This window comes from Kitasatospora sp. Xyl93, from assembly GCF_055383135.1.
Window position 1 is genome coordinate 3,830,642 of record NZ_AP029185.1, and the last position, 26,165, is coordinate 3,856,806.

Annotated in this window: 26 protein-coding genes; 8 read left to right on the forward strand and 18 right to left on the reverse strand. The window is 68.9% G+C overall.

The genetic code is table 11. The features are described from left to right. Positions 1 to 15 precede the first annotated feature (15 nt). From ACZ5GH_RS17050 to ACZ5GH_RS17060, 3 genes are read left to right on the forward strand one after another with little or no spacing between them, the layout of a single operon-like run. Positions 16 to 1,170, forward strand: coding sequence for a tyrosine-type recombinase/integrase (locus ACZ5GH_RS17050; protein ID WP_464334649.1), 1,155 nt, complete (start codon positions 16 to 18; stop codon positions 1,168 to 1,170). Further along, on the forward strand, positions 1,167 to 3,692 hold the full coding sequence (locus tag ACZ5GH_RS17055) for a tyrosine-type recombinase/integrase (RefSeq protein ID WP_464334650.1): 2,526 nt from the start codon (positions 1,167 to 1,169) through the stop codon (positions 3,690 to 3,692). Before ACZ5GH_RS17050 ends, ACZ5GH_RS17055 begins: the two co-directional genes overlap by 4 nt. Further along, entirely contained in the window at positions 3,689 to 4,270 is a 582-nt protein-coding gene (locus tag ACZ5GH_RS17060) for a DUF6262 family protein (protein WP_464334651.1), read from the forward strand. The genes ACZ5GH_RS17055 and ACZ5GH_RS17060 overlap by 4 nt, the downstream gene beginning before the upstream one ends. Before the next feature lie 37 nt (positions 4,271 to 4,307). Here the strand turns inward: ACZ5GH_RS17060 and ACZ5GH_RS17065 are convergent, their stop codons facing one another. From ACZ5GH_RS17065 to ACZ5GH_RS17080, 4 genes are all read right to left on the reverse strand, one after another. Beyond that, positions 4,308 to 4,877 carry a hypothetical protein gene (locus tag ACZ5GH_RS17065; RefSeq protein WP_464334652.1) on the reverse strand — a complete coding sequence of 190 codons (570 nt, stop codon included), beginning with the start codon at positions 4,875 to 4,877 and terminating at the stop codon, positions 4,308 to 4,310. After that, positions 4,874 to 5,857 carry a hypothetical protein gene (locus tag ACZ5GH_RS17070; RefSeq protein WP_464334653.1) on the reverse strand — a complete coding sequence of 328 codons (984 nt, stop codon included), beginning with the start codon at positions 5,855 to 5,857 and terminating at the stop codon, positions 4,874 to 4,876. The genes ACZ5GH_RS17065 and ACZ5GH_RS17070 overlap by 4 nt, the downstream gene beginning before the upstream one ends. Further along, positions 5,854 to 6,687: a hypothetical protein gene (locus ACZ5GH_RS17075; protein WP_464334654.1), complete on the reverse strand. Its 834-nt coding sequence runs from the start codon at positions 6,685 to 6,687 to the stop codon at positions 5,854 to 5,856. The genes ACZ5GH_RS17070 and ACZ5GH_RS17075 overlap by 4 nt, the downstream gene beginning before the upstream one ends. A 219-nt stretch (positions 6,688 to 6,906) precedes the next feature. Continuing rightward, entirely contained in the window at positions 6,907 to 8,244 is a 1,338-nt protein-coding gene (locus ACZ5GH_RS17080) for a helix-turn-helix transcriptional regulator (protein WP_464334655.1), read from the reverse strand. A gap of 155 nt (positions 8,245 to 8,399) precedes the next feature. Here ACZ5GH_RS17080 and ACZ5GH_RS17085 point away from each other — a divergent pair, with 155 nt between their 5' ends. The 3 genes from ACZ5GH_RS17085 to ACZ5GH_RS17095 are packed head-to-tail and all read left to right on the forward strand — an operon-like array spanning position 8,400 to position 11,073. Continuing rightward, positions 8,400 to 9,392 (forward strand): Gfo/Idh/MocA family protein, encoded by a 993-nt coding sequence (locus ACZ5GH_RS17085; RefSeq protein WP_464334656.1) that lies wholly within the window; start codon positions 8,400 to 8,402, stop codon positions 9,390 to 9,392. Then, complete coding sequence (locus ACZ5GH_RS17090) at positions 9,389 to 10,642, forward strand: DegT/DnrJ/EryC1/StrS family aminotransferase (RefSeq protein WP_464334657.1); 1,254 nt, start codon at positions 9,389 to 9,391, stop codon at positions 10,640 to 10,642. The genes ACZ5GH_RS17085 and ACZ5GH_RS17090 overlap by 4 nt, the downstream gene beginning before the upstream one ends. After that, positions 10,639 to 11,073, forward strand: coding sequence for an NUDIX hydrolase (locus ACZ5GH_RS17095; protein WP_464334658.1), 435 nt, complete (start codon positions 10,639 to 10,641; stop codon positions 11,071 to 11,073). The genes ACZ5GH_RS17090 and ACZ5GH_RS17095 overlap by 4 nt, the downstream gene beginning before the upstream one ends. 122 nt (positions 11,074 to 11,195) lie before the next feature. On the opposite strand, the gene ACZ5GH_RS17100 is transcribed toward ACZ5GH_RS17095, so the two are convergent. From ACZ5GH_RS17100 to ACZ5GH_RS17125, 6 genes are all read right to left on the reverse strand, one after another. Then, positions 11,196 to 11,522 carry a winged helix-turn-helix transcriptional regulator gene (locus tag ACZ5GH_RS17100; protein ID WP_464334659.1) on the reverse strand — a complete coding sequence of 109 codons (327 nt, stop codon included), beginning with the start codon at positions 11,520 to 11,522 and terminating at the stop codon, positions 11,196 to 11,198. A gap of 29 nt (positions 11,523 to 11,551) precedes the next feature. After that, positions 11,552 to 13,768: an ATP-binding protein gene (locus ACZ5GH_RS17105; protein ID WP_464334660.1), complete on the reverse strand. Its 2,217-nt coding sequence runs from the start codon at positions 13,766 to 13,768 to the stop codon at positions 11,552 to 11,554. A 47-nt stretch (positions 13,769 to 13,815) separates the two neighbouring features. Further along, positions 13,816 to 14,691: a hypothetical protein gene (locus ACZ5GH_RS17110; RefSeq protein ID WP_464334661.1), complete on the reverse strand. Its 876-nt coding sequence runs from the start codon at positions 14,689 to 14,691 to the stop codon at positions 13,816 to 13,818. A 78-nt stretch (positions 14,692 to 14,769) separates the two neighbouring features. Beyond that, positions 14,770 to 15,980 (reverse strand): IS3 family transposase gene (locus tag ACZ5GH_RS17115; RefSeq protein ID WP_464334099.1). Its coding sequence is split into 2 segments (ribosomal slippage): positions 14,770 to 15,686 and positions 15,686 to 15,980, totalling 1,212 coding nucleotides; the frame shifts between segments, so codons are not numbered across the junction. A 66-nt stretch (positions 15,981 to 16,046) separates the two neighbouring features. After that, positions 16,047 to 16,259, reverse strand: a complete 213-nt coding sequence (locus ACZ5GH_RS17120; protein WP_464334662.1) for a hypothetical protein — start codon at positions 16,257 to 16,259, stop codon at positions 16,047 to 16,049. A 123-nt stretch (positions 16,260 to 16,382) separates the two neighbouring features. Beyond that, entirely contained in the window at positions 16,383 to 17,513 is a 1,131-nt protein-coding gene (locus ACZ5GH_RS17125; RefSeq protein ID WP_464334663.1) for a site-specific DNA-methyltransferase, read from the reverse strand. A gap of 30 nt (positions 17,514 to 17,543) precedes the next feature. On the opposite strand from ACZ5GH_RS17125, the gene ACZ5GH_RS17130 reads away from it, so the two are divergent. Continuing rightward, positions 17,544 to 17,846 carry a helix-turn-helix domain-containing protein gene (locus ACZ5GH_RS17130; RefSeq protein ID WP_464334664.1) on the forward strand — a complete coding sequence of 101 codons (303 nt, stop codon included), beginning with the start codon at positions 17,544 to 17,546 and terminating at the stop codon, positions 17,844 to 17,846. A gap of 275 nt (positions 17,847 to 18,121) precedes the next feature. Here ACZ5GH_RS17130 and ACZ5GH_RS17135 read toward each other — a convergent pair whose 3' ends face one another. Beyond that, on the reverse strand, positions 18,122 to 18,316 hold the full coding sequence (locus ACZ5GH_RS17135) for a helix-turn-helix domain-containing protein (RefSeq protein ID WP_464336839.1): 195 nt from the start codon (positions 18,314 to 18,316) through the stop codon (positions 18,122 to 18,124). A 172-nt stretch (positions 18,317 to 18,488) separates the two neighbouring features. Between ACZ5GH_RS17135 and ACZ5GH_RS17140 the strand changes: the two genes are divergently transcribed. Continuing rightward, positions 18,489 to 18,812: a transposase gene (locus tag ACZ5GH_RS17140; protein ID WP_464334665.1), complete on the forward strand. Its 324-nt coding sequence runs from the start codon at positions 18,489 to 18,491 to the stop codon at positions 18,810 to 18,812. 298 nt (positions 18,813 to 19,110) lie between these two features. Here the strand turns inward: ACZ5GH_RS17140 and ACZ5GH_RS17145 are convergent, their stop codons facing one another. The 7 genes from ACZ5GH_RS17145 to ssd form a co-directional block, all read right to left on the reverse strand. Further along, positions 19,111 to 20,502, reverse strand: coding sequence for a hypothetical protein (locus ACZ5GH_RS17145; RefSeq protein WP_464334666.1), 1,392 nt, complete (start codon positions 20,500 to 20,502; stop codon positions 19,111 to 19,113). Beyond that, on the reverse strand, positions 20,502 to 21,110 hold the full coding sequence (locus ACZ5GH_RS17150; RefSeq protein WP_464334667.1) for a hypothetical protein: 609 nt from the start codon (positions 21,108 to 21,110) through the stop codon (positions 20,502 to 20,504). The genes ACZ5GH_RS17145 and ACZ5GH_RS17150 overlap by 1 nt, the downstream gene beginning before the upstream one ends. A 434-nt stretch (positions 21,111 to 21,544) precedes the next feature. Then, positions 21,545 to 22,141 (reverse strand): type II secretion system F family protein, encoded by a 597-nt coding sequence (locus tag ACZ5GH_RS17155; protein WP_464334668.1) that lies wholly within the window; start codon positions 22,139 to 22,141, stop codon positions 21,545 to 21,547. A gap of 176 nt (positions 22,142 to 22,317) precedes the next feature. After that, a complete protein-coding gene (locus ACZ5GH_RS17160; RefSeq protein WP_464334669.1) occupies positions 22,318 to 23,373 on the reverse strand; it encodes a type II secretion system F family protein in 1,056 nt (351 codons plus the stop codon). 5 nt (positions 23,374 to 23,378) lie between these two features. Then, positions 23,379 to 23,525, reverse strand: a complete 147-nt coding sequence (locus ACZ5GH_RS17165) for a hypothetical protein (protein ID WP_464334670.1) — start codon at positions 23,523 to 23,525, stop codon at positions 23,379 to 23,381. Further along, positions 23,522 to 24,781 carry a TadA family conjugal transfer-associated ATPase gene (locus tag ACZ5GH_RS17170; protein WP_464334671.1) on the reverse strand — a complete coding sequence of 420 codons (1,260 nt, stop codon included), beginning with the start codon at positions 24,779 to 24,781 and terminating at the stop codon, positions 23,522 to 23,524. The genes ACZ5GH_RS17165 and ACZ5GH_RS17170 overlap by 4 nt, the downstream gene beginning before the upstream one ends. A gap of 86 nt (positions 24,782 to 24,867) precedes the next feature. Continuing rightward, positions 24,868 to 25,992: a septum site-determining protein Ssd gene (ssd, locus tag ACZ5GH_RS17175; protein WP_464334672.1), complete on the reverse strand. Its 1,125-nt coding sequence runs from the start codon at positions 25,990 to 25,992 to the stop codon at positions 24,868 to 24,870. Positions 25,993 to 26,165 lie beyond the last annotated feature (173 nt).

Here is a 26,165-nt window from a genome sequence, read left to right on the forward strand (position 1 = left end):
TTGGCTACGTCAGCGATGTTGCATCGTCACTACCGGGCCGAGCGGGCGACTTCCGCTGACAGCAGTACGTTCTGGGTGGTCGTCAACGACTCCTTCGAGCTTCATGTCGAGGCGTCCGTGTACCTGGCCGCCCTGCGCAACGGGGGCCGGTCGTGGAACACCGGGAAGACCTACTCGGGCCGGATCGCCCTGTACTTGTCGTACTGCCATGAGTTCGGTGTCGACTGGACGCGGCCCTCCCTTGCTCAACTGCACGCTCTGCTAAGGTGGTTGGTCGACGTTTCGCTTCCGCCGCGCGGCCGGCGCCCTGAGGTAGAGCCGAGGTACCGGGACGAGGGCACGGCGAACGCGATCGTCGGCACGATCGGCGAGTTCCTGACCTGGTCGTCGTTGCAGGGCTGGGTGCCGGTCACGGTCGTCAGCCAGCTGGTGCAGCCGAAGTACCTGCGGTTCACCCCGGCGGGCTTCGACCCGGGCGAGGACGGTCAGCGCCGTCACATCGACGGGCGACGGATCAAGTTCCGCGTTGCGGTGCCGGGCTACGAGTGGCTGACCGACGACGAGATCAGCCAGATCGTGGCCGCCACCACTCACGCTCGGGACCGCTTCCTGGTGGTGCTGCTGGCGGTCACCGGGATGCGGATCGGCGAGGCCCTGGGGCTGCGGCGCGAGGACATGCACTTCCTTCCGAACTCGTCCTCGCTGGGCTGCAAGGTCAAGGGTCCGCACGTCCACGTGCGCCGCCGCGTGAACAGCAACGGGGCGTACGCGAAGTCCGTGCAGCCGCGGTGGATTCCGGTGGATGACGAGTCGATCGCGCTCTACACCGACTACCGCTACGAGCGGGACGAGGTGGCGGAGGCCCTGGACAGCGACATGGTGTTCGTGAACCTGTTCCGTGCGCCGCTGGGCCACGCGATGAAGTACGCGAACGCCTACGAGCTGTTCAAGCGGCTGGCCGCCCGTGCCGGGTTCCGGGCCCGGCCGCACATGCTCAGGCACTCGGCGATCACCCGCTGGGTGCGCAAGGGAGTGGACCGGGACGTGGCCCAGAACATGGCCGGGCATCAGTCCCCGGCCTCGATGGACCGCTACACCCATGCCACTGACCAGGACAAACGCGATGCGGTCGAGAAGGTGGCCGCCAGGTTCAGGGAGGCCACAGCGTGACCGTGACCGGCAACGTCGTCCCCCTCCAGCGGCCTGGGGCCGCGCCGGAGGCCCCGAGGCCCGGCAGCGTGCCGCCCGGTGCCGACAGCTGGATGGCGTGGTTGCGCGAGAACACCGCCGACAACTGGCGGCTGCTGGAGTGGAATCCGTCCACGCTGGTGTTCACGGGCGACATCGACAACCCCCGCACGGTGGTGTTCCGCTGCGGGGTGGCGGCCTGCGACCAGCTGGCCAGCGCGCGGAGCCTGTGCACGGCGTGCGGGAAGGCCCACAAGGCCAGCGGGATGCTGGTCAAGGAGTTCAAGGAGACCTTCGTCCCGGTGCGCGACCGGACGGTCACCGGCGTCCAGCTGCGGTGCCGGGTGCAGGACTGCCCCCGCGATTCGCACCTGTGGAATCTGTGCAGCTCGCACTCCTCGCTGCGGCAGAAGGACATCGCCCGTAACCCGTCGTCCCCGCTGGACGACTGGGTGGCGCGGCAACGGCCGTACGATCCGGTGCCGACGTGCCGGGTTCGCGGGTGCCGCTACGACGGCCGCGGCCAGTACGGACTGTGCTTCCAGCACGGCCGGCGCTACCGGCAGCACCCCGCCTCGAACACCGGCGCCCCGGTGCCGCCCTCCTGGCTGGAGCACCAGGCCCCCTACCTGCGCGTCCACCAGTTCTCGCTGGCACCGCTTCACCCCGTCGCCCGGCTGGAGGTGCTGTACGCGCTCCAGCAGCGCGACGAGCGGGGGCAGAAGATCGACCCGCTGGCGGTGCGACGGGTGATCGCCTTCGTGGCGGAGTCCTTCGACAGCCTGACCACGGTCGGCGCCGACGCGTTGCCGGGGCCCTCGCACTCCAACGTGGACGCACTGATCCGCGAGACCCACCGGGTGGTGACGGCCGCGTTCGCGCGCTTTCAGGGCGTCGACCCGGCCGAGCTGCCGGTGCTGGACCTGGCCGAACTCGGGGTTCGGGGCAAGCGCGGCGGCCGGACCAGCCGCAGCGGGAACCTCGACCTGACCGAGCTCAAGCAGCCGTGGCTGCGGCAGGTCCTGGTCTCCTGGATCGACGACACCAAGCCGAACACCGGGGAGGTCCGCCGGGCCTACCGGGCGTACTGCACCGCTGCCCGCGCGCTGGACCTGCGGCCCGGCGGCGGGACGGACGTGGCCGAGCTGGGCTTCGCCGACATGAACGCGGTGGTCGACGCCTTCCGGGTCCTGCCGAAGCTGGACGGCGAACCGATGAGCAACAAGGCCCGCAGTGCCCTGCTCTCGTTCTTCTACAGGGTGCTCGATCACAGCCGCGCGGCCGGCTACCTCGACGGCATGTCCGCCTACTTCGCCCGCCACAGCACCCACGTGATCGCCGTCGAGGACGCCGAGGAGGACGAGGCCGGCAAGTCCCTGCCGGACACGGTGATCCGCCAGCTCAACGCCAACATCCACCTCCTCGGCGAGGGCGTCACCCACGGCCGGATGACCCCCGACCAGGTGAAGGCGATGTGCACCGCGGTCTACGAGCTCCTGCGCGACACCGGGCGCCGCCCCTACGAGATCGCCGAGCTGCGAGTCGACTGCCTCAAGCAGAGCAAGGGCGACTGGGCCCTGATCTGGGACAACCGCAAGGCCAAGCGCCTGCGTCGCAGCCTGCCGATCGCGAGTGAGACCGCGCAGACCATTCACAGGTGGCTGGAGGTCCGCGAGACCATCGACCTGCCGACCGGCAGCGGGCGGTTCCTGTTCCCCCCGACCGGGGAGAACGGCCTCCTGCGGCACCTGCTGCCCGAACACATCGCGAACATCATCCGCAGGTGGGCCGACAGCATCGAGGTCATCGAGGGCGAGGAGATCGGTAAGGACGGCACCCTGCTGCCCTTCGCGCGCTCCCTGATCTTCCCGTACGCCTTCCGGCACTCGTACGCCCAGCGGCACGCGGACCAGGGCATCCACCCTGACGTGCTGCGAAAGTTGATGGATCACCGTTCGCTGGCAACTACTCAGGGTTATTATCGCATTACTGAGAGGCGCAAGCGCGAGGCCGTCAACGTCATGCGCCTGCACACCATGGACCGGTGGGGCCAGTCCGCGCCGCTGTCGTCGGCGATGGCCTACGAGGCCCGGTCGGTGTCGGTGCCGTTCGGCAACTGCACCGAGGCGTCCAACGTGAAGGCCGGCGGCCAGCACTGCCCGATCCGGTTCCAGTGCGCCGGGTGCAGCCACTACCGGCCCGACCCGTCCTACCTGCACGCCATCGAGGACCAGATCCGCTCCCTGATGACCGACCGCGAGGTCGCGCTGGCAATGGACGCGGCCGAGTGGGTCATCGCGGGCTTCGACAACCAGATCGGGGCCTACAAGGAGGTGACCGCCAAGATTCGTGATCAACTTGCCGGCATGAACGAGGAGGAGCGGGCCCAGATCGAGGAGATGTCCACGGTGCTGAGGAAGGCCCGGGCGGGCACGGCCGGGCGGGGGGCCGTCGCGCTGCCGATGCCCAGCTTCCCCGGCGTGCGGGACGGGGCCGGGGCATGACCGGGAAGGCGGCCCGCAAGCCCGGCGACGTCCTACGCGAGCTCCGCCACCGCGACAGCCAGGTCAAGCGGGCCAAGGTCCTGGCGGCGGTCGACGCGATGAAGGGCCGAGGCGAGCCGATCACCTTCCGTGCGGTCGCCCGCGCGGCCGGGGTGTCCCACACGCTGGTCTACTCCGAGGGCCTGCGCGAGTACGTCGAGTCGGCGATGCAGGGCCAGGCGAGGACCGAGCGCCGCCGCAAGCAGGCCGGAGCGGGTGCCTCGGCGGCGAGCGTGGCCACCGACCTTGAACTCCTGCGCGCGGAGAACAAGGCCCTGCGCGAGGAGCGGGACAGCCTCAAGGCGGCCGTGCGGCGCGGGATCGGTGCCCAGTTGGAGAACGGCGGCACGAAGGAGCTCACCGAGCGGGTCCGCGAGCTCCACGCGGCCCTGGAGCGGATGGCGAACGAACGCGACCAGGCCCGCGCCGAGCGTGACCACCTGCGGGCCGAGCTCGCCGAGACGCAGGACCAGCTCACCTCCGTCCGGGAGGCCAACCGGCGGATCTTCAAGTCCGTCAACACCGGCCATACCCCGTAGCCGGGTGCCCGGGGCGCCATCGGCGCCCCGGGCACCGTCAGGCACTCGCCGCCGGCGGGCGGTTCCTCAACTCGATGACCTCGGCCTCCAGGTCGGCGATACGCTCCGCCATCCTGTTCACGGTCCGCTGGGTCTTCATCGCCTTGCTGCCGAGCTTTTCGACACCGCTGACCATGCGCATCGCCCCGTCGGCGACCTCGGCCATCTTCGAGAACGCGTCGGCGTCCACGCTGCTTTGGACAGTCGCCTGGAACGCGCACGCGCGGTGCATCTCGGCCATGGCGGCCACGCTCTTGCGGCAGGCCAGCAGCGCGTCCTGGGCGCCGAACTCGTCACCCTGTCCCGCGCGGTGGAAGCGGGTGACCGTCGCCCCGCGCCGCAGCGGGTCCCTGGAGCGCATGAACTGTTCCAGCCGGTGGCCGTCGACGGCTGCGGCCACGCGGGCCCGGCGGACCGCCGTCCTGAGACGGCTGGCCACCGGCAGGCCGACGCCCGCGGAGATGTCCGCGTAGGAGACCTCGTGCCCGGCCCGTGCGTACAGCCACAGCAGCACGTCGACCGTGTCCTGCTCCGCCCTGGTCGGCGGCCTGTCCTCGCTGTGGCTCACCCCAGCTTCTCGCTCTCTTCGATGAACGCCCGCAACGCGGCGTCGTCCAGGACCGCGTACGGGCTGGCCACCAGGTCCTTCACGAAGTCGAGGGCCGCCGCCGCCGACTCGCACAGCTCGGACAGGGTCCTGCCACGGTCGGCCGTGAACTCGATCGGGTGCTGCTGCAGCAGGGACAGCACCCGCAGGGTCCCCAGCCGCACCTGGGCCAGCTCGTTGAAGACCTGCAAGGCGGCGTCCGCCTCGCCCGGCCCGGCCGCGGCCCGCACCGCGGCGACCGCCGCACTGGAGTCCATCACCTCGCCGTCGCCCTCCGGCGACCAACTGTCGGAGCGGCCGTCGAGCTCCCGCGCGTGCTGGTCCGCAACCGACTGCGCGGCCTGCCTGGCGGCCTGATCCTGGGCCTCCGTCTCGCGGCGCGTGTGCTCGGCGATGCCTTCGATGGCGGCCACCCGGGTCGTCTGGTCGGCGATGACCGCGGCCTTCACCGCCTTCGGGTGCCGGGCGACATCGACCGTGCTGGCCGGGCTCACCCCGACCCGTTCGGCCTCTGCCTCCAGGGCGTCCCGGCGGTCGCCCTTGCCCATCCGCGCCTCGTAGCTTTTGTAGAAGCCGTGCTCGCCGTAGAAGGGCACCTCGGCCTCGTCGGGAAGCTCCACGTACTCGCCCGCAGCGATCTGCTCCAGCGTGGGGACCTTGCCGGCCGCCGCAGCCCTGACCCACGCTTCGTGCAGGGCCAGCACCCGCTTGGTCGCGGTCTTGGCCTTACGGGCGAACTCGACCGCAGGGACCTGGCGGCAAACTTTTCGGCCGAAAAGTTTGTCCTGCTGCTCGAAGCTGAGGCCGTGTCCGATGCCCGGCTCGACGCGGCGGGCGACCAGCAGGGCCAGGGCCCAGCCCCCGCCCCGGTTGTGCCGGGCGAACTCCGCGATGTCGGCTTCCAGGCCCTCGTCCGTCTCCTCCACGGTCGGCGGCGTCACACCGCCACCGCGACCTTCACCGCGCGGGGCCCAGCGTGTGCGGGCTTGGCCGCGCTGTCGAGCCGCATCTTGACCCAGCCGGCGGCCAGTTCCAGCTTGACCAGGGCCTCCCGGGCGGCCGGGATCTGCTGCTCGACCAGTTGGGCCGAAGGGTGGCGGTTCACGAAGGAGCCGGCCTGGTCGCCCAGGGTCACGAGGGCCCGGGCGAGCGGCATCCACTGCTCGACCGGCTCGCGGCCGTCCAACTGCTCACGGTCGCGCTCCCGGCGGCGCTGGGCGTCGATGGTCCGGCGCACGGACGTCCGCAGGTTCGTGTCGTCCTCCAGGAGCGAGCAGACGATCTTCTCCCGCTCGCTCCCGCTCAGGCCGCCCAGGTACGACATGAGCTTGGTGGAATCCCCGGAGGCGGGGTCGACCAGGTCCTTGAGGGCCGGCGCGGTGCCCAGGACCTGCTGGTAGGACGCGAGGGTGACGCGGTCGCGGCCCACCTCGCGGGCCTCTTTCAGCAGGGCGCGGAGCTTGGTCCAGTTCTCGTCTGCCGGAATACCGCCCAGCCTGGACCGGGCGCCCTCACGCAGTGTGCTGTAGCTGACGTGCACGTTGCTCTCGGCGATCAGCTTCCGGATCGCCGGGGTGGCCATCCGGGCGGTGTGGCGGTACTCGCGCCCAGTGAAGGGCGTGAGCCCGATCCGGCCGCAGAACTCCTCGAACACGCTGTCGCTGTTCAGCCCGGCAACAGCCAGCAGCTTGTCGCCGATCGCCAGCCGATTCTCTCGGCCTTCGTCCATCAGGCGGCGGCCTTCGCGGACATCCTCGTCGGTGTATGTCATATGGGCTTCCCATCAGAGATCAACTCGACGGGCACGCATCGTAATCATATGAACGCACCATGCGGGCGCGCTCAAACACCATAATGATTCGATTAGTTGACGGATCATCAGCACTGATCTGGGGCGTCAAACGCGGACCCCCATCACAGGTTCACTCTTACGGGTGAACCTGTGATGGGGGTCCGGGAGGAGCGTCCTGGAAAGTCCGGCCGGGGCGGGCTATGCCGGGATCGGGGTGGTCTTGAGGCGGTCCATGAGGTCGGCGACGCCGTCGACCTGCCGGTAGGGCTTGAACGCCGGCGCGAGCTCGCGGATCAGGGTGACGCACCGTTCGGCACCGATCCGGGTGGCGAGGTCGAGCGACTGGTTCGTGACGGTGAGGGCCTGTTCGACCTCGCGCGCCTGCAGAAGGCTGCGGGCCTCGTAGGTCAGGAAGATTCCGCGGGTCTTGTCGCGGGATCGCGGCAGCAGGCTCATGCCCTCGTCGATCCGGGCGTGGGCCTCCTCGCTGCGGCCGAGGTCGAGCATGCACTGACCGGAGTCGACGGCTAGGTCCGCCGTGCTCATCCACCGGCACCAAGCCGGGGCCGGGTCGGGGCTGTCGGTCAGCAGGGCGGCCTCGGCGGCGGCCAGGTCCCGGTGGCAGTCGGAGGCGGCGCCGAGGGCGGCGTGCGCGCGGGCCCGGCGGAGGTGAAGCAGGGAGCGGGCGGTGGGGTGCTGGGTGTGGATGAGGGCCTGGCTGAGCGGTTCGACGGCGGCGTCGGGCTGAGTGAGCCAGATCGACTGGTAGGCGAAGTCGGAGAGGATGCCAGCGCCGAGGTCGCGGTCCCGGGCGGCATGCGCGTTGGTGAGGGCCGCGTTCCAGAGCTTGCCCGCCGCGTGGTGGTGGCCCTGGTCGAAGCGGTGCCAGCCGCAGGTGCTGGCCAAGGAGGCCGCCAGCAGGTGAAGCCGTCGGCCGACGGGTTCGGTGTAACGGCCTTGTTCCAGCAGGTCGGTCACCGTGTCCAGCTGGGCGTCCATCAGCTTGGCGGTGTGCTGTCGCTGTTCGGTGGGCAGGGCGGTCAGCTTGGCGCTGGTGTCCTCCAGCCAGTCGACCAGTTCGCCGTCGACGTGCTTGCCGTTCAGGGCGGTGGTGAGCCGGTCGGGTTCGAGGGCGGCCCACTGGGTGGAGAGCCCGGCCAGCGCGAGCGCGCTGAAGGTCATGAAGGTGCGGCGGCGGTGGTCCATGGCGGCTCTCTGTGCATCTCGAAGGGCGAGGACGGTGAACGCCGATCCGAGCGGCACCGGCTGTTCCTGCCCCGGCAGCCAGTGAGGCCACTCGACGGCTTCCAGGTCGGCGATTGGGACATCGAAGGCTTCGGCGATCAGGAGCTGGGATTCGATGCTGGGCGTCTTGCGCCAGTTCTCCCACTTGCTGACGGCCGCCTTGTCGGTGCCCGAGCGAAGGCCCTCGGGCCTGTTCCTGGCGGCGTGGTGGATGCGGGCCGCGAGGTCGGTCTGGGACCAGCCGCGAAGCGCGCGGGCGTACGCGAGGGGGTGCCGGATCTGGTCGTCCACGGGGCCAATCCCATCATCGACGGTGACCGTGAGCCTACTGCGAGCGATGGCGGGACAACCCCGGGACTACAGACAACGCCTGGATGGTGACCATGAGTTGGGCTCTACTCGTCGTGCACCGACAAGTTCCTTCACGAAGCGGAAGGAGTCCGCGCATGAAACGACGCGCTGCGGTCATCGGCCTCGGCCACCAGGCGATCGAAGACCACCTGCCCGGCCTGCTCGCATCCTGCAGGGCCGAGCTCGTCGCCGTCTGCGACAGCAACCCCGACACCCTGCGGCAACGACAGGAACAGCTCCAGGTTCCCGGATTCACCCGCGCCAGTGAGCTGCTGGACGCCGTGGCCCCGGACTTCGTGGTCGTCGCCGTCCCGCACCACGCCGGCCGGGAGGTCGTCCAGGAATGCGCCGCCCGGGGCGTCCACGTCCTCAAGGAGAAGCCGTTCGCCACCTCCGTGTGGGAGGCCCGGGATCTCGCCCAGGTCTGCCAGGCCGGGCAGGTCGAGCTGATGGTCACCCTCCAGCGGCGCTTCAACCCGATCCACGCGAGCGTCGCCGGGATGCTGGACCAGATCGGCACCCCGTTCCTGATCGACGGCCAGTACACCTTCCACACCGACGACCCCGGCGCCGGCTGGCGCGGGGACATCCGGCAGGCCGGCGGCGGCTGCATCATCGACATGGGCTACCACCTCATCGACCTGCTGCTGTGGTACTTCGGCCTGCCCAGCCGGGTCATCGCCGAGTTCTCCACCACCGCCCTCCCCGGCGGCGGCTACGACGCGGAGGACACCGCCGTCATCCAGCTCGGCTACGACACCGACCTGTACGGCTCGGTGCTGCTGTCGAGGTGGGTGGCTCCGAAGACCGAGCGCCTGCACGTGGTCGGCACCCGCGGCTCGGTGCTGCTGACCAAGGGCACGGTCCAGCGCCTCGACCTGCACGGCGCCGTGGTGGAGGAGCTGACTCGCCCCCACGCCCCGGCCTCGGCGGCGACCGCGCAGATCGACTACTTCTGCCGGGTCCTGGATGGCGAGCGGCCCAACACCTCCGGCCCCGACCAGCACCTCGCGCACGCCGCCTTCATCGCCTCCTGCTACCAGTCCAAGGCAGCGGGGCGTTACATCGACCCGAAGGAGATGCTGTGACCAGCGTCCTTGCCCTGCTCGGCGGCAAGCCCGCCGTCACCGCCGACGGCCCGCACTTCAGCTGGCCGCCGATCGACGACACCACCCGCGCCAAGGTCGCCGCCCAGCTGGACGAGTCGATCTCCGTCCCCGGCCGGTCCGGCATCGTCGCCGAGCTGGAGGACGGCCTGCAGGAGTACTTCGGCGTCCGGCACGCGGTCACCACCAGCTCCGGCACCGCCGCCCTGCACGCCACCTACTGGGCCGCGCGGATCAAGCCCGGCGACGAGGTCATCGTCCCGGCCTGGACCTTCCACGCCACCGCCTCCCCGCTTTTCCACCTCCGCGCGGTGCCCGTGCTGTGCGAGACCCGGCCGGACGGCAACATCGACCCGAACCGCATCGAGGAGCTAATCACCCCCCGCACCCGGGCCATCATGGTCACCCACCTGTGGGGCAAGCCCGCCGACATGACCGACCTCGTCGCCGTGGCGAACGCCCACGACCTGGCGGTGCTGGAGGACGGCTCCCACGCCCACGGCGCCAGCATCGCCGGGCAGAAGATCGGCACGTTCGGCCCCGCTTCGGCCTTCTCCCTCAACGGCCCCAAGCCGCTGTCCGGCGGTGAGGGCGGCTTCGTCCTCACGGACGACGACGACATCTACCACCGGGTCATCACGCTCGCGCACTACAACAAGCGGGCCAAGACCGAGATCCCGGAAGGCCATCCGCTCGCGCGGTACGCGGTCACCGGGGCCGGCCTCAAGCTCCGCATCCACCCCCTCGCCGCCGCCATCGCCCACGACCAGCTCGCCCGCCTCGACTGCTACCTCGCCGGACGGGCCGAGGTCGCTCGCTACCTCACCGGCCAGCTCGCCCGGATACCCGGCCTGGAGGTCACCGAGATGCCTGAGGGGGTGATCCCGTCCTGGTACGGGTTGACGCTCACCTACAAGCCGGATGAGCTCGGCGGCCTGCCGATCGAGCGCTTCCACCAGGCGCTGATCGCCGAGGGCGCCACCGAGTTCGACCGGCCCGGCTCCACCTGCCCGATGAACCAGCTGCCGCTGTACCAGCAGCCCAGCATGCTGTTCCCCGGTCACCCGCACTCCCACCGCCGGTACAAGCCAGGGGACTTCCCCGTCGCCGAGCACGCCCACGCCCACACGATCAAGCTCCCGGTCTGGCATCGTGAGCAGGATCTGGAAGTGGCCGAGCAGTATGTCCGCGCGGCCACCAAGATCAGCGACCATCACAAGGAGCTGCAGTGACTGTCACCTCCCCCGAGTTCGTGGCCAGCCTGGCGGCCGACGCCGACGCCGCCGGCATCACCGGCTTCGTCGCCGCGGCCGTGATCAACCACGACGGTCGGGTCCTGCTCGTACGGCGCAACCCCGACGACTACATGGGCGGGATGTGGGAGATCCCCTCCGGAACGGTCGAGACTGGCGAGACCATCCTGGATGCCCTGCACCGCGAGACCGCCGAGGAAACGGGCCTGGCCATCGACCAGGTCACCAGCTACGTCGGGCACTTCGATTACCAGAACAGCCGCGGCGGTACGACCCGCCAGTTCAACTTCGCCGTTACGGTGGAGAAGACCGAACCGGTCGTCCTCACCGAACACGACGCCCACCAGTGGGCACTCCCAAGTGAGCTGCCCGAGGTCAGCGACGCGGTCCGCAACCTGATCGCACCCTGAGCCTGGCGGCTGCACCCCTCCAGCCATGCGGCCCGCCTCTCGGCGCTTCGAGAGGCGGGCCGCAGTCACATCGAGCCAGCTAGATGAGGTATGAACACACTGACCTGCATAGGCAACCGTCACTAATCGAGATGGGCGCCTGCAACGTCACGCAAGCCGGAGAGGACGTCGGAAACTTGTCGGCCGTGAGAGGTAAGTCGGTAGGTGATGGTCACGGGCCGGGTTGCGGTGACATTCCGAGACACCAATCCACTGCCTTCCAATTCGGCGAGGCGGCCCGAGAGCACTCGGTTGGAGATCCCGACCACGGATTCCTGGAGCTCGCCGAACCGGCACTCTTCAGCGGTGTGGAGCGCCAGCAGGATGTGCATTGTCCACCGGGCCGAGAGGGTCTCGACGAGATCACTCTCGGCCCGGGTCAGCGCGGCGCGGCGGTTATCAGCCGTCATGGCCCTCCTATAACCGTGGTGGCGCCAGCTTAGAAGGGGGGTTCCTCTTCGGCCTGGTCGGTGTCGAACAGCGTGCCGGTAGGACTCTCATCCACCTCCGGCTGGGCCTTCGGGGTGTTCTTCTTGAGCACGACGAATGTTGTGGGCTTCCCCTTCTCATCGTCACGGCGGTCGCGCGTCCACTGACCGGGGTAGAGCTCATCGAGTGCTCTCACCACGAGGTTGAAACCCCACTGCCAGCCTCCATCCGTGTCCCGCTCGTGCGCGGGTGCCTTCGCCTTAAGAAGGTTGGCGATGTGCGACCACTTGATGCCGCGCTCGCTCTCGATGAGCTCGTGGAACTTTGAGGTGTTGTCGAGATGCAGAATGGCGATGGCGCTGTCATCGGCAGCCGCCTCGGAGTCGTCCATGTCGCTGCCGCCATCGCCGTCGGCGGAGTGGCGGGCAGCCAGGATGGCGGCTGCTTCGTTGGTCTCCTGGCGTCGGGCATCTACCCCGGCACGGATTTGGGCCGCGAAGTGATCGGGAGCCGGAAGGTTGTACTCCGGATCCGCGCTCTCGTGGGCGCCCTCGAAGCTAAGTACGCGTACGGAGATGGGGTAGGGGCGCGAGCTTCGGTCGGTGCCGGGCGCGCTGGACCAGTAGATGCCGTTGCCGACGAGAGGCTCGTTGAGGAGCGTGGCCAAGAGGTCGTCGGAGAAGTGGGCGTTCGCCTTCTTCAGAGACACGAGGTCGCCCTGTGACAGCAGGTGGAAGACGAAGAAGTTATCGCCCTGGCTGAGGAGTTCGTGGGGGAGGCTGCCCGGCTGCTGGGTGATCAGCAGGGCGCCGAGGTCGTATTTGCGACCTTCCTTGACCCAAGAGACAAAGGGGCCATCCTCACGCTGGTTGGAGCCTCCGAGGACGGACTGGGCCTCCTCGATGACGGCGATGGTGGGAATGGACTTCGGATCGGCCTCGGTGAACTGGTTCTGGTTGTGCTCGAAGATGTCGCTGAGGAGCACGCCGGCCAGCTGAAGCCCCTGGGCACCGCGCATCTGCGAGATGTCGACCACGCAGAGCTTGCCCTTGCTCAAGCAGTCCTTGAGTACGGTCAGCAGCTGGCTCTTGGGGTCGTGGAGGGCGTTGATCACGCGCGTCATGTTGCTGATCGCCGCGTTGACCTCCATCTCCGACATCCCCTTGACGTTGAGGATCTTCTGAAACTCGGCGCCGTCCGTTCCACCCTTGTGACGGTAGACGAGGTCAACCAGCTTTCCCCAACGGGGCGGATCGAGGGCCTTGAGCTTAATGACGTTCTGCTGATCCTGCCGTTCGGGAGGCAACGCGATGCCGAGTACGCGGGCCGGGCTCAGCTCCTTGATGTTGAGCTTGACCCCGTTGACGACGAAAGAGTCGTAGAAGTCGCTCGGGCCCTTGCGGTTGGTGAAGACGACGAGCTTGTCGCGCAGGTGAGGCACATCGCACAGAGCGGGGCGGCCCTTGAAGTCCGGCCAGAAGTACTCTCCGTCGGGATCGAAGATCACCGTGCCCACCGGCACCTCGCCGTTGCGGCGCGGCACGGTCGGCTGAGTCTCATAGAGCGCGGAGAACAGCAGCTTGACCAGGTTGGACTTGCCGAAGCCGGCACGAGCGAAGACGAAGCTCCGGCGGGCCACGAGCTTGTCGACCTGGAAAGTCGGCATGATCGTCGGATGCTGGATCCTCATCCAGGATGTGTCATCGCCCACCCGCTTGTCGTTGCCGGCGTAGACGAACTCGCCGAAGGCGAGGTAGCCGATAGGTACCGCGCCTTTGGTGGTGTCGTTGGCGTTGACGACCTCGGCAAGCAGGTCGTCGGACAGGAGGGCTACCTGAGCGCCGACTTGCGGTAGACGTCGGTGGCTAGGCACGAAGATGTGCTTGCCGTCTTCAAGGCGGAGCACGCCGAGAATACGGATGTCGACCTTGTACTTCAGGTAGCGCTCGCGAAGCTCGTCGGGGATGGGCCGCTGGTCGCGCACCGCACGAGTGGCGTAGTCCTCGCCGATCGGAGACACCAGACGCCCTTGGGATGCGATGGTCGTGATCCGCCCGAGGATGGCCTCGCGCTCGTGCTCGAGCTGCACGAGAACGAACTGGCCGTGCATGGCAGTGGTCTGGAAGTCGTCGTGGTGCGGCAGGACGAGGTCGGCGTGAAACTCCATGCCGCTCTCGGAGAAGCCGCGGAAGGTGCCGACGACTTTTTCGCGCTCGAACAGGCTCATGACGGTTCTTACTCCACTGGATGCGGGGAGGAGACAGTGAGGAGGTGTTACTCGTAGCGCCGGGCGGCGACGTCAGAGGCCAGCCGCAGGGCGTCGATGACAGGGGCCTTGTCCTTGCCGACCTGTTCACGGACAGCGTCGACGAGCTGGTCTTCGACGATGTCCATGTCGAGATCGGCGACGCGGGAGTAGCTGTCAGCCGCCTGGATGCAGTTGGGATAGAGCGGGATGGGGAAACCGGCCACTGCGTCGGCCTGGAGGTAGCCGAAGATCGCCTGGGCTTCCGTATCCTGACGCGACATAAGGTCGACCGTCCAGATCGGGTCGCCCGAGTACGGGCCGAAGCGGACGAAGTACATCGAGCCGAAGTTGAACTTTGGTTTTTCGCCGGGGGATTCGTCGTCCACGTTGCGGGTGTACTCGTCCCACAAGTACGCCTTCTCCAGCATGTCGGCGGGAACCTTCACGAAGCTGGCGGCGCCGTTGTCGAACACCGCGGACAGAGACATTGCCAGCCGGTAGTACTCCAGGACCTGGGTCTTCTTCGCCAGCCCCACGAGCCACACCTTGCGCTTGTCTCGCCGTCGAATGCGCTCCATGGCCTCGAACATCTGCTCGCCCATCTTCACGAACAGCTCGCCCTGGAAGATCTTGCTGCGGAGCAGGCCATCGCGGACGATGAGCGTGTCGACCGCGTAGTCGCGGTGACAGATCAGGTCGTACAGGGTGGCCCACTCGCACAGGTCACGAAAGACCAACACCCAGCTTGGTGACTTGCCGGACATCATCGGTGACAGCTGCCGGAGCGTCTGCACACCCAGGCCGCACATCAGCCTCCCCAGCGCAGTTCGTGGAGTTCCGTCCTCGTTGAACTGACGTCGGCCCAGTGCCTCGATGTCGGAGATCGGGGAGACCACCTCCATGCATAGTTCCTTGCCGCTGGAGTCCACGACCCGGACCACTTGGAGGTAGGGCCCTGACCCCGGATGTTGGACACGGGGTTATGCGGCTTGGGCGAGTGTAGTTGATGTTGTGCTGAGGGCGGTCTCGTAGGCGATCGGGCTGCGGTATCCGAGGCTGCTGTGGCGGCGGACTGTGTTGTAGCGGTGGAGCCAGCGGAAGAGCTCCAGGCGGGCCTCGCGCTCGCTTGACCAGCTCTTTCGGCCTTGGAGGGTCTCGCGTTTCGCCGTCGCGTTGAAGCTCTCCGCGAGCGCGTTGTCAGCGCTGGACCCGACCGCGCTCATCGACTGCCGGACGCCGGCCCGGCGGCAGGCCTCGGCGAAGACCCTGCTGCTGTACTGGGAGCCGTGATCGGTGTGCATCACCGCCCCGTGCAGGCTGCCGCGGGTCCGCTCGGCCGCGGCCAGGGCGTCGATGACCAGCTCGGCGCGCATGTGGTCGGCGATTGCCCAGCCGGCCAGCCGGCGCGAGCACAGGTCGATCACGGTCGCGAGATAGCAGAACTTGCCGCCGCCGACCGGCAGATACGTGATGTCGCCGACGTACTTCCGGTTGGGCTGCTCGGCGGTGAAGTCGCGGCCGACCAGGTCCGGGGCCTTCGCCGCGGCGGGGTCCGCGATGGTGGTGCGGTGCTTGCGCCGCAGCCGCAGCCCGGCGATCTGGGCGGCGTTCATCAGCCGGGCGACCTTCTTGTGGTTCACGACGTCGCCCTGGTCGCGGAGCTCGGCCGTGACGCGCGGGACGCCGTAGGTGCCGTCCGAGGCGGCGTGGACCGCGCGTATCCGCGCGGTGACCTCGGCGTCCGCGGCCTGCCGGGCGGCGCGGTCGGGGGCGGTGGTCTGCCAGTAGTAGAAGCTGGACCGGGCGATGCCCAGGACCTGGCACAACCGCTTGACGCCGTAGCGGCGCTGGTGGTCGGCAACGAACTGGCAGCGGTTCACCAGCGCGTCTCCCCTGCGAAATACCGGGCGGCCTTGCGCAGGATGTCGCGCTCCTCCTCCAGCTCGCGGATCCTCTTGCGCGCGGCCGCCAGCTCGGCCTGCACCGCGTCAGCGGCCGGAACCGCCGCGAGAGCCCCGGCCGCCGAGTGCGAGGCGGGACGGCGTCCGTCGGCGGTCCGAATCCAGTTGCGCAGGGTCTCGGTGTTCACCCCGAGGTCCTCGGCGACCGACTTGATCGTCGCCCCCGGCCGGGACCGGTACAACGCGACCGCGTCCACCTTGAACTGCGGCGGGTAGTGCTTCATCACCATCTGTGCAGGACTCCTGTCCACCCGGACCATCAAGATCCAAGTGTCTCTGGTGTCCAACATCCGGGGTCAGGGCCCGTAGAAGGGATTGAAGGCGACCTTGTTGTTACCGCCGTCAGAGGCCATCAGCGCCACCGATGTCGCTGCACGTGGCTTGATGACCTTGACCTCGGAGCGGATGGCGCGGGCCTGCTCGACTAGCTTGTCCAGCTCCCCGCGGCCAGCCTCGACCTGGTCACCGATCAGCTGCCTGAGCTGCTTGATCTGGTCCGCGTCGAACATGCATCTCCCCACACCTCGATCACGACGTCGCAAGGCGAGCGGTTCACTCGTCTGGCCCCGACAGCATGCCACGGCGCACTGACGATCCGTTATGGAGTTGTGGAAAGTAACCGAGTAACTCTGTCAGCGTGGAAGGCCGACCAACTCCGCCACCAGGTCGATCTCTTCCACGGCAGTGCCGGCCTTGCCAAACTGTTCGGCCTGTCGGGTCTTCTTGGGTGGAGTGCCGGCTTGGCGGACTTCCTTGACTACCCATCCGGCCTTTGCTTCCGTCACGGACGCCAGCAGCATCTGCTCCGGATTGGTGAGGGCCGAAGGCAGCGCGCCAAAGCGGATGGCGAGTCGCGCCCCCGGGTGGCAGCGGCGGGCAGTAGCAGCCCACACGTCGGCGAGCGCCTGGATGAACGCCTCCTGATTCGGCTGGCGCGCGATCTGGCCCTTGGTGCCGTAAAGGACTTCCTCGGGGCCGCCGAGGAACCACGAACGCAGCCACTGATCGGCCACGTAGGTGCGCATGCCGTAGTACGGCGGCGAGGTGACCACCAGGTCGAACTTCTGCCGCAGGCCGTTGAGCGTCTGAACCGAGTCGCCAAGATAGATCCGACCACCGTGGGCAAGCGGAGCCGCGTCAAGGAGGCGATTGGCCCGCCGCTCGATGACCTCCAAGGCCGGGATCCGCACCGGCTCCATGTCGCGCGTCTTCCAGAACTTCACCGCGTAAGCAGGCTTGGATGCATAGGTGCGCGGCATCTGGTTCGACAAGTAGGACGGAAGGTGCTTGTTGCGTGGACCGTGCAAGATGCCAAGCAGGATCGCCCGGAGCATGGCCGCAGTCGGAGTGGTCATGCCCAGCAGAGCATGACGCAGCGTCACAAGCTCGCGTAGAGTCTCCTGTTCGAAGCACCACTGCCAGAACTCGCCTTGGGGCACCGTGTCCCGTGCGCCGCCACTAAGGATCGCCCGAGCGAGGCGGACCACGGCGCGAGGTGTGACACGGGTGAGCTTCGCCTGGGCAATGGCCGCGGCTACCGGGTTGATGTCAATACCGACGGAAGGCAGACCCGCCAGCCGAGCCGCATACAGAGTGGTCCCCCGTCCGCAGAACGGGTCGAGAACTCGGGTCGCATCGGGGCGAGCGGCAAGCTGCTGAAGTGGAAAGTCCAGCGGGAACATCGTGTAGTACGGGCAGACGGCATTAAGGCGCAGCGCATCTTCAGGCCAGCTAGGTGTAAGGGCCGCAGCAGTTGCCATCATGGGTGTAACCATACAGGTATAGTTACACCCATGTCACGAAGGAGCCTTGATCCTGCCGCCCAGCGCCGGGGGCAGATTCTGGCATCCCGTTTGACGCAGGCCCGCCGCGCATCTGGCCGTTCGGCGGAGGTGGTTGCCCGGAGTGCAGGCATCTCGGTTGAGACCGTGCGAAGCATCGAAAAGGGCCGAACGTCCACACCGGAGTTCTTCACCGTCGCCGCTCTGGCCACAGAGCTGGGGCTGTCGCTTGACGACCTGTACGCCTTCGCCTGTCAGCCCTCTGGGGCCCATCTCCAGTCACCTGATGGTCGTGACGCTGACAGCTCCCCTTGAGTGGGCCCTGCCGCAGAGGTGTGCTCGCCGTTGGCCATGTGGCGAGCCCCGCGTGTCCCTCGCCGGAGCCACTGAGTCCTCAGTCCATCGTGCGACCACCTCAACGTGGGAGCGCCAGCCAAACTTGGCCACGCAGTCAAGCGTGGCTGCGGCGCACATCCATCCTCGTCTCCGCTTGACGTCCAAGCTTTAGCCGCTCGACTCTCAAATTTCAGCAAGGGCTATCAAGAGGAAGAGCCTGATGCGCAGCCAACCAGGCTCAGGCGTGGGCAAAGTTATCCCTCATCAAAAACGCTAAGAAGACTAGATGGTTCAGCCTGAAGGCCTCGCGCAAGGTTCAGCAGAGTGGTCAAGCTTGGGTTCCGGCGCCCGTGCTCGATGTAGGCCACGCCCCGGAAGCTAAGGCCGCTTCGCGCCGCCAGCTCCTCAAGAGTGAGTCCGCGACCCTCGCGAAGTCGCCTCAGGTGCATGCCGAAGGCATGAAGCTGGGGGTCCGGAAGATCTGATGGCGACACGGATCCGACTCGAACATCGAGGGCCGTTTGACTGCCATGAACAGCTGTGCATAATCGGCGCTGATTGCCGCTTCAGACATGCCGCGCCGACCAGGTCGGTGAAGCTGGCCCTTCGAGAGGGAGCACCATGCCTGCGCCGAGGAAGTACTCACCAGAGCTGATCGAGCGCGGGGTCCAGATGGTGATCAAGATGAGGCGACAGGACCCGGGGCGATCGAGCGTGGTGAGGGAAGTGGGCGAACAACTTGGCGTTCACCCGGAGGTCTTGAGGCACTGGGTCAATAAGGCGAATTGTACGGCTGGGCAGCAAAAACATGACGACAGTTCCTCCGAACGACTTCGTCAGCTTGAGGAGGAAAACGCAGATCTGCGTCGTATCAACGCGATCCTAAGGTCCGCTGCTGCCCTGTTCGCGGCTGAGCTCGAGCCCGGTGGGCGTCTCATGCGGTGAATGTCCCGCGGTTCAGGTATGGCACCGCGCGGGTCCGGCTGGGGGCTCACCTCTGCCCTCGGCCGGCAGTCTGTGGCTCGGCTCGGCATCAGTGGCGCGCATGGGTAGCTGTGGACATGGCGGGGCTACCGCAGAGCAAACGGCTACGGCCGCAGTGACATGAGCATGCAGGCAGCGAGCCCACCCGCCTGACGCTTTTTCTGGGCACCAATGGGCAGATGGCAGCCAGTGGTCCATGTGGATTCGACGGTCAACACATGAACTACTGGCTGCATGGATGGCGACAACGAATTAACACTCATCCATCGTGCTGCGTCGTCAGCTCAGCTAGCTTCCTATTAGTGGCTGGCGATAGGTCACCTAGGACGGGGAGCGCGTAGTTCAAAAGCTCTCGCAGGGTGAACTTGGCGGCAGTTCGACCTGCGGCAGAGTGTTTTTGGAGATCGCACTTCAAGTGTCGAGTTCGTCCCTCCAGTGGAACTGTTGCCGACGTCACGAATGAGCCCTTCCCGAGGGCCAAGGAGAACTCCTCAAGCACCGGGTCGTCCCAGATGTATGTGTTGGCTGGAAGTCGATACTCAAGCCGCCTGCCATTCTCTGCCTCGATTACAAGCTCGTCGATAGTTACACGGGCCAGCGCTGCTCGATCGACCAGTTCCCTGAGTCGAACCTGTCGACTAGGAGAGCCAGTCGACGATCCCAGCGAGGAGACTGGGCCAGGGGAGAAGTGGGAAACGAATGATTCATCCTTGAGCCCAAGCATGCCGGAGTGCAGAAACCATCGCAGAGCCTCGGGAGCAGCCACTGGAGATGTAGTGACATCTGACAGCTGAAGCGACTTGGCGCGGAACCTGTCAAGGTTGGAATTTACTAGGTGCTGGAGGTTCTCAGATTCTTGAGAAGCGTCAATTTCGCAGAGTCGCTCAAGCGTCAGCCCTGCGCCAATCCTCCTCCAGAACTCAGCGTCAGAGGAGGTAACGACATCCAGCAGCAACTTCAGGCCGGCTGCGTCGAGACTAGTAGCGATGCCACCTGCGCCGGGAAACGTCGATGCCGGCGCTCCAGAGCCGAGCCATACTGCATGCAATAGCCTTGTTAGAATCCCGGCCCGAGTCGCGTCTAGGAGGTCCTCAGCAGTCGTAAGCGCGTCGCGTGTCGACTTGACCTCAGCGTGCTGGGCAGCGGTGAATCCCGCATCGACCGTGGCGGTCGCGGAGCGCGCCCGGTCTTGGTCGACGAAGCCCCGACCGCCCTGCAAGACCGCCTTGGACAGCAAGCCCAAAACGGGCTTGTCGCCCTGCGTATCAGCAAACGTGCTGATGGTAGAGGGCGTTGCCACAAGCGTACTGGCCTGCGCCGATTCCACCTTAAGTGCTTCCGCATTTTGGCTATCGCGTAGAACAGTTAGTGGCATGATGATGGGGCGCTGGTTAGCGATGACCGAAACATCTTCGCGAATGTACTCGGGATTGTCGCTCGTTCGAAGGAAAACGGGCCTGATGGAATGGTCGCCATGCCAGCGAAGAACCAAGTCCGGGGCATAGGTATGGTTGAAGTAATCCGTCGACTCCACCGTCACGTCAGAGTCTGAGGCTTCAAGCCTTGAGATGACGGCATTCTTAATTGAAGCCACGTTCTGTGACGGATTTTCGGAGGTCAGATTATAGATGAAGGCTTCAAAGTCATCCATTACCCTTCACCCCTCTCGACCTGATTCGCGATGATCAGGCCTCTATTTTTTGGGGTGATTACCAGCTTCTCCTGCTTTTCGGAGAGTACGATCACCCAGATACGATCCGAGACGTCTTTGGCTAGATCGTCATCGATCAGAGCTTCCGCCTCGGCATTGTCCGCCGTGCCGAAAACCCTTTCGAGGTTCCGCTCCAGCAGCAAGGATTCGGCGATCTTCTCGGGGGAATAGAGCGAGGACCATGTTGTGACCCGGAATGGGTGCCAGGTGATCCACATGAAGTCATCCGCAAGGCGATGATGATCCCGGCGAGTCAGGTAGCATTTGGCTAGGAAGTCATCGAAGTGATATCCCTGATCTGCGGCCGTCGCATAGTTTTTGCATTCAGAGAGGAAGAATCGCCCCTCGAACTCGTCGCCGGATAGAATTCCACCCAGGTCATATGAGTAGGGCTGTCGTTCGCCATGAGGCCAGTTGAACTCAAGTCGGCCCGCGGCGACGGCGTCCTCATTCGTCCATGAAGACCTGACACGGGTAGTGGCGTCGAGGTAGCGCTTGGCGCGTCGCGCCCCGTCGGCGCCCTTCTGGTGCATGGCCTCACCTGGCATGGCGCGATCCTAGCCGCTGCCGTCGAAGGCCAGCGTCCGTGCGGCAGAGGCAAGCCACGACAGAGGCACAGACCAACCGCGATCGCCAGGGCTTGGCTCAGGGTGCACCAGGCGACGGCGCGCCAAAGCGGGCACTTGCCTTACGTGCCTGAATGAACCCGACCTGCGGTGACCAGCGCACAGTGCTTGACAGCACTAGATAACGGTGGTCCCGACGGCGTACTCGGCCGTGGTCATCCCGGCGTCCGAGCGGCCCCGGAGCCGGACCACCCTGCGCACCCGGCAGGCTGCTCGGCGGCTCCTGCGCCGCCATGCCGCGGCCGACGGGCGGAGCGGACGCCCGGCACCGGGCCCGATCGCGATCACTGCGGTCATGAAACTCTCCTGTCGCTTGTCTTCCGTTGATGGTCGATGACCGTGCACTCGACCCTTGTTCACATCGCCTGGGCGAAGCGGCTGGTGAGGCCGATCACCACCGGCACCACTCCGATCAGGACGAAGGCCGGGAGGAAGCAGAGCCCCAGCGGCGCGGTGGCGAGCACCGCGGCCCGGCGCACCCGTGCGTGGGCCGCGCGGGCCGCCGCCGTGCGCTGCCCCTGGGCCAGGCCGATCAGCGGGCCGGCTGCCGGGACACCACCGAGGCTGCTGCGCTCCAGGCAGCGCGCCAGCGGTGCCAGCGGCGGGTGCTGCTCGCCCAGCCGGCTCCAGCACAGCTCCGGCGGTGCGCCCAGGGCCAGTTCGGCCCCGATCGCCACCAGCCGGGGCCCCAGTGGCGCTCCCACGCTCCGACCCACCGCCGACACGGCCTCCGAAGGCAGCGCCGCGGAGCCGAGGCAGGCCGCCAGGAGCTCGGCGCCCAGTGGGAGTTGCCTGGTCAGCAGCTCGTCCTCGCGGGCCGCCCGGCGGTCCGCCGGCGGTCGTGCCCGGGCCGACCACCGGTGGACGCCCCCCGCCAGCAGCGCCCCGGCGACCAGTCCGGTACCGCCACCGAGCAGCACCATCGCCGCCAGCCCGGCCACGGCCGCCGTCACCGCCCGCCGTCGGCGCCCGACTGCCAGGGCCTCCAGCCGCGTTCTTCGCCCCCTCTCCTCCCGTCCTGCGGCCCGGGCGAACACCCTCCGACGCCTCGCCCGGCCACGCACCGACGTCCACCCCACGGCAACCGCCACCGCTGGAAGGGCGACCGCCAGCCACTCGGCGCCTCGCATCACCTCGCCCCCGCTTCCGCCCCGAGCACCCGTGCGCGCACCCGCGACAGCCCGCAGTTCCGCTCGCTCGCCCGAGGAGCGGGCGCCGCACGGCCACGGGTTCGACGCGGCTCACCCCGCCGCGAAGGCGCCCCCAGCCCGCCGTGGGCCGCCGCCCGCACGATGCGCGCCGTCCAGAGCACCCCCAGCCCCTCCAGGACCGCTCCCGCCACGAGGCAGCCCAGCCCGGCCGGGGTGTGCAGCAGGACCTCCAGCGGACGTGCGCCGAGCGCCGTGCCGAGGAGCAGTCCGACGGCCGGCAACGCGGCCAGGACGGCGATGGTCGCGCGGGGACCCGCCAGCTCCCCGGCGATCTCCTCCGCGAGCGCCCGCTCGCCGCGCAGCGCCTCCGCGACCCGCTCCAGCGCGTCGGCCAGCCCCGCGCCGCTGTCCGCGGCCACCCGCCAGCAGGCCGCGACGGCCGCCGCCCCGCTGCCGCCCGGCTGTTCGGCCAGCAGGTGCAGGGCAGCGGGCACGTCCCCGCCGTAACGGCCGGCCGCCAGCCGCGCCACCGGCTCCTCGCCGAGCCTGCGCAGCGCCTCCGGGTCGGCGGCGAGCCTCGCGGTGGCCAGGTGCAGCGCCTGCTCCGGTGTCGCCCCGCCGCGCAACTCCCCCGCCAGGCCGGCACAGAACTCCACCACGGCCGCCGCCCGGTGCCGGGCCTCCGCCGCCAGGCGTCGCCGCAGCCGCCACCTGCGCAGCGGCAGCACGGCCAGGGCGGCCACGAGCACCGGCACCGGCGAGGCGACGGTCCGTCCGGCGGCCAATCCGAGCGGCAGGAGCAGCAGTTCGGGCGCCAGGAGCTCCGGCAGCCGGCCCCGGGCCCGCGCCAGGATCTCCGTGCCCGGTCCTGGCCCCAGCCCCGGCACCGGAACCGGCACCGGGGGCCCGCTGCCCGCCAGCACCAGCCTGGAGCGCCGCCCGCCCGGCAACTGCTCCTGCACCGAGCGCCACGCGGCGACGGCCACCAGGCACAGCACCACCGTCCAGCCGAGCGCGATCTGACTCTGCGCCAAGTCGTTCACCTCCGTCGTCCTCCGTCCTTCCGACCCGCGCCACCGAGCAGCACCAGGGCACCCGCAGCGCACCCGCCCAGCAGCAGGGCGAAGGCGAGTTCCACCACCCGCACGTCCGCTCCTCCCGACCCGGCCACCGTCACCGCGATCACGACCGCCCCGATCCGAGCGGCACCCCGCGCGCCGCCAACAGTCCGACCAGCCGCTCCCAGCCCGCACCGGGACGCAGGCCGCCGGACGCCGGGAAGGCCACCGCGGGTGTGGTCACGGCCGATCCGTCGCCGGCTCCGGCCAGCGTGTGGATCTCCGCCACCCGGCGCAGCCCCGAGCCCGGATCGCGGGCCAGGTGCACCACCACGTCGATCGCGGCCCGCAGCTGGCTGTGCAGTGTCGGCCGGTCGAGACCGGCGAGCGAGCCCAGGGCCTCCAGCCGGACCGGCACGTCCGCCGCCGTGTTGGCGTGGACGGTGCCGCAGCCGCCCTCGTGCCCGGTGTTCAGCGCGGCCAGCAGGTCCGACACCTCGGCCCCGCGCACCTCGCCGATCACCAGCCGGTCCGGGCGCATCCGCAGCGCCTGGCGGACCAGGTCCCGCAGGGTGAGCTCGCCCAGCCCCTCCTGATTGGGCGGCCGGCCCTGCAGCCGGACGACGTGCGGGTGGGCCGGTTGCAGTTCGGCGGAGTCCTCGGCGACCACGATCCGCTCGTCCGGCCCGACCAGGCCGAGCAGGGCCGACAGGAGCGTGGTCTTCCCCGAGCCCGTCCCGCCGGACACGAGCAGCGAGAGCCGGGCCCGCACGATGCCCGCGAGCAGCTCGGCACCCTCCGGTGGCAGCGACCCGCCCGCCACCAACTCGTCGAGCGTGAACGGCCGGGGGCGGCAGACCCGCAGCGAGATGTGCGTGCAGCCGGCCGCGATCGGCGGCAGCACGGCGTGCAGCCGGGTGCCGTCCGGCAGGCGGGCGTCCACCCACGGGCGGGCGTCGTCCAACCGCCGGCCGGCCGCGGTGGCCAGCCGGTGGGCCAGCCGCCGCACCGCCTCGGCGTCGGCGAACCGGACTCCGGTGGCTCGCCGCAGGCCGCCGCCACGGTCGACCCACACCTCGTCCGGGCCGTTCACCAGGACGTCCGTGACATCGGGCGCCGCCAGCAGCCGGTCCAGCGGGCCCGCACCCACCAGCTCGGCGCGCAGCGAGCGCACGGTGTCCAGGACCTCGTCGCCGCCGAGCGGCGGGCGGGTGGCCCGCAGTGCGGCCGCGACCGAGCCCGCCGTCGGGGCGGCGCCCGACTCGGCCAGCCGCAGCCGCACCGCGTCCACCAGGGCCGCCGTCCGCTGCTCGCGGGCCGTCCGGCCGTACGGGCAGGGACCGTGACCGGGCCCCGGCTCCGGCGGCCCGCCGGACGACGGCACGCTCCGCAGCGGCCGGTGCTCCCGCGCACCCCCGCCGCCCGGGCCGGGCGAGCCACTCCGAAGGACTGTTCTGCGCAGACGGACCATCAGTACACCCCTCCTCCGACCGCCGGCACCGGCGGCAGCACCTCGTTCAGGAAGCCCGCACAGAAGCGTGCGAGCGGGCCGTTCTCCCGGCTCCCGGGCGGGACGCCCTTCACGACGTCCTGTGCCAGGCCCGGCTCCGGTTCCAGCTCTCCCGCCAGCGGCAACCGCAGCCCGCGGACGATCTGCCCGGCCGGGAGACCGCCGGCCCGCACCGGCCGCACCACGGCCCGGACGTCCCCGAGCCGCATCCGGGCGGCCGCCGCGACCCGGTCGGCGGCGGCCACCGCGCGCAGTTCGGCCGACACCACCAGGAGCGCCAGGTCGGACTGCTCCAGCGCCTGCCCGGCGGCCGCGTCGAGGTGGCGGGGCACGTCGACCACCACCAGCCCGCCGCGCCGCCTGGAGGCGGCCAGCACGCTGCGCATGGCCTCCGGCGGGACGGTCAGCGTGTCGCCGCGGTCCCAGGACAGGCAGGACAGCGCGGAGAGCCGCTTGAGCGCCGGCAGCGCCCTGGCCAGCTCGGCCCCGCTGACCCGCCCGCGGGAGCCGGCCAGGTCGGGCCAGCGCAACCCGCTGACCCGCTCGCCGCCGAGCAGGATGTCGAGACCCCCGCCCAGCGGATCGCCGTCCAGGAGCATCGTCCGCCGGCCCGCCCGCGCGGCGGTGACCGCCAGCGCGCAGGCCAGGGTCGAGGCCCCGGCCCCGCCGGACCCGCCGAGCACCGCCACGGTGACCGCCGGGCAGCCGACCCCCTCGGCCGCGTCGGCCACCCGGTCGAGCAGCCAGGCCTCGGCGTCGGGCAGGAACAGCACGTGCTCGGCACCGAGTTGGACGGCCCGGACCCACACCCCGGGATCGTCCAGGTCCAGCCCGAGCAGCAGCACCCCGCCGCGCCGCCCCAGCCCGGAGCAGCGGGCGGCCTGGTCGTCCCCGACCAGGACCAGCGAGGCGCCTTCCCAGAGCTCCCGCGTCGGCGGGGCGCCCCGGACCAGCCTCGGCTCGGTGCCCGCGGCCGCGCAGATCCGCAGCAGGTGCTCGGCCAGGCCCTCGTCCTCGGTGACGACGAGCGGCCCGGCGACCGCGGGGCCCTCGGCGGTGATGTGGTCGGCGATAGGCGTCGACACGGTGTCTCCCCTCCGCGCCGCCGACCACCGGAGTGGTGGCCGGCGGCGCACGTCGGACGGTTCCAACGGACGGCCGTCCGACAGACCTCAGGGAGGAAGGAGTGAGGCCCTGCCCGGCGACCGCCGCCGGTCATCACGGTGGGGGGAGATCCCGGATTCCGTCATCCGGGTTC

Coding starts and splice junctions, on each gene's coding strand:
- ACZ5GH_RS17105 (WP_464334660.1), bottom strand. CDS start 13,768: ATGAGCCTGTTCGAGCGCGAAAAAGTCGTCGGCACCTTCCGCGGCTTC.
- ACZ5GH_RS17060 (WP_464334651.1), top strand. CDS start 3,689: ATGACCGGGAAGGCGGCCCGCAAGCCCGGCGACGTCCTACGCGAGCTC.
- ACZ5GH_RS17100 (WP_464334659.1), bottom strand. CDS start 11,522: ATGACGGCTGATAACCGCCGCGCCGCGCTGACCCGGGCCGAGAGTGAT.
- ACZ5GH_RS17130 (WP_464334664.1), top strand. CDS start 17,544: ATGTCACGAAGGAGCCTTGATCCTGCCGCCCAGCGCCGGGGGCAGATT.
- ACZ5GH_RS17085 (WP_464334656.1), top strand. CDS start 8,400: ATGAAACGACGCGCTGCGGTCATCGGCCTCGGCCACCAGGCGATCGAA.
- ACZ5GH_RS17145 (WP_464334666.1), bottom strand. CDS start 20,502: ATGGATGACTTTGAAGCCTTCATCTATAATCTGACCTCCGAAAATCCG.
- ACZ5GH_RS17050 (WP_464334649.1), top strand. CDS start 16: ATGTTGCATCGTCACTACCGGGCCGAGCGGGCGACTTCCGCTGACAGC.
- ACZ5GH_RS17135 (WP_464336839.1), bottom strand. CDS start 18,316: ATGCACCTGAGGCGACTTCGCGAGGGTCGCGGACTCACTCTTGAGGAG.
- ACZ5GH_RS17140 (WP_464334665.1), top strand. CDS start 18,489: ATGCCTGCGCCGAGGAAGTACTCACCAGAGCTGATCGAGCGCGGGGTC.
- ACZ5GH_RS17150 (WP_464334667.1), bottom strand. CDS start 21,110: ATGCCAGGTGAGGCCATGCACCAGAAGGGCGCCGACGGGGCGCGACGC.
- ACZ5GH_RS17110 (WP_464334661.1), bottom strand. CDS start 14,691: ATGGAGGTGGTCTCCCCGATCTCCGACATCGAGGCACTGGGCCGACGT.
- ACZ5GH_RS17120 (WP_464334662.1), bottom strand. CDS start 16,259: ATGTTCGACGCGGACCAGATCAAGCAGCTCAGGCAGCTGATCGGTGAC.
- ACZ5GH_RS17125 (WP_464334663.1), bottom strand. CDS start 17,513: ATGATGGCAACTGCTGCGGCCCTTACACCTAGCTGGCCTGAAGATGCG.
- ACZ5GH_RS17075 (WP_464334654.1), bottom strand. CDS start 6,687: ATGACATACACCGACGAGGATGTCCGCGAAGGCCGCCGCCTGATGGAC.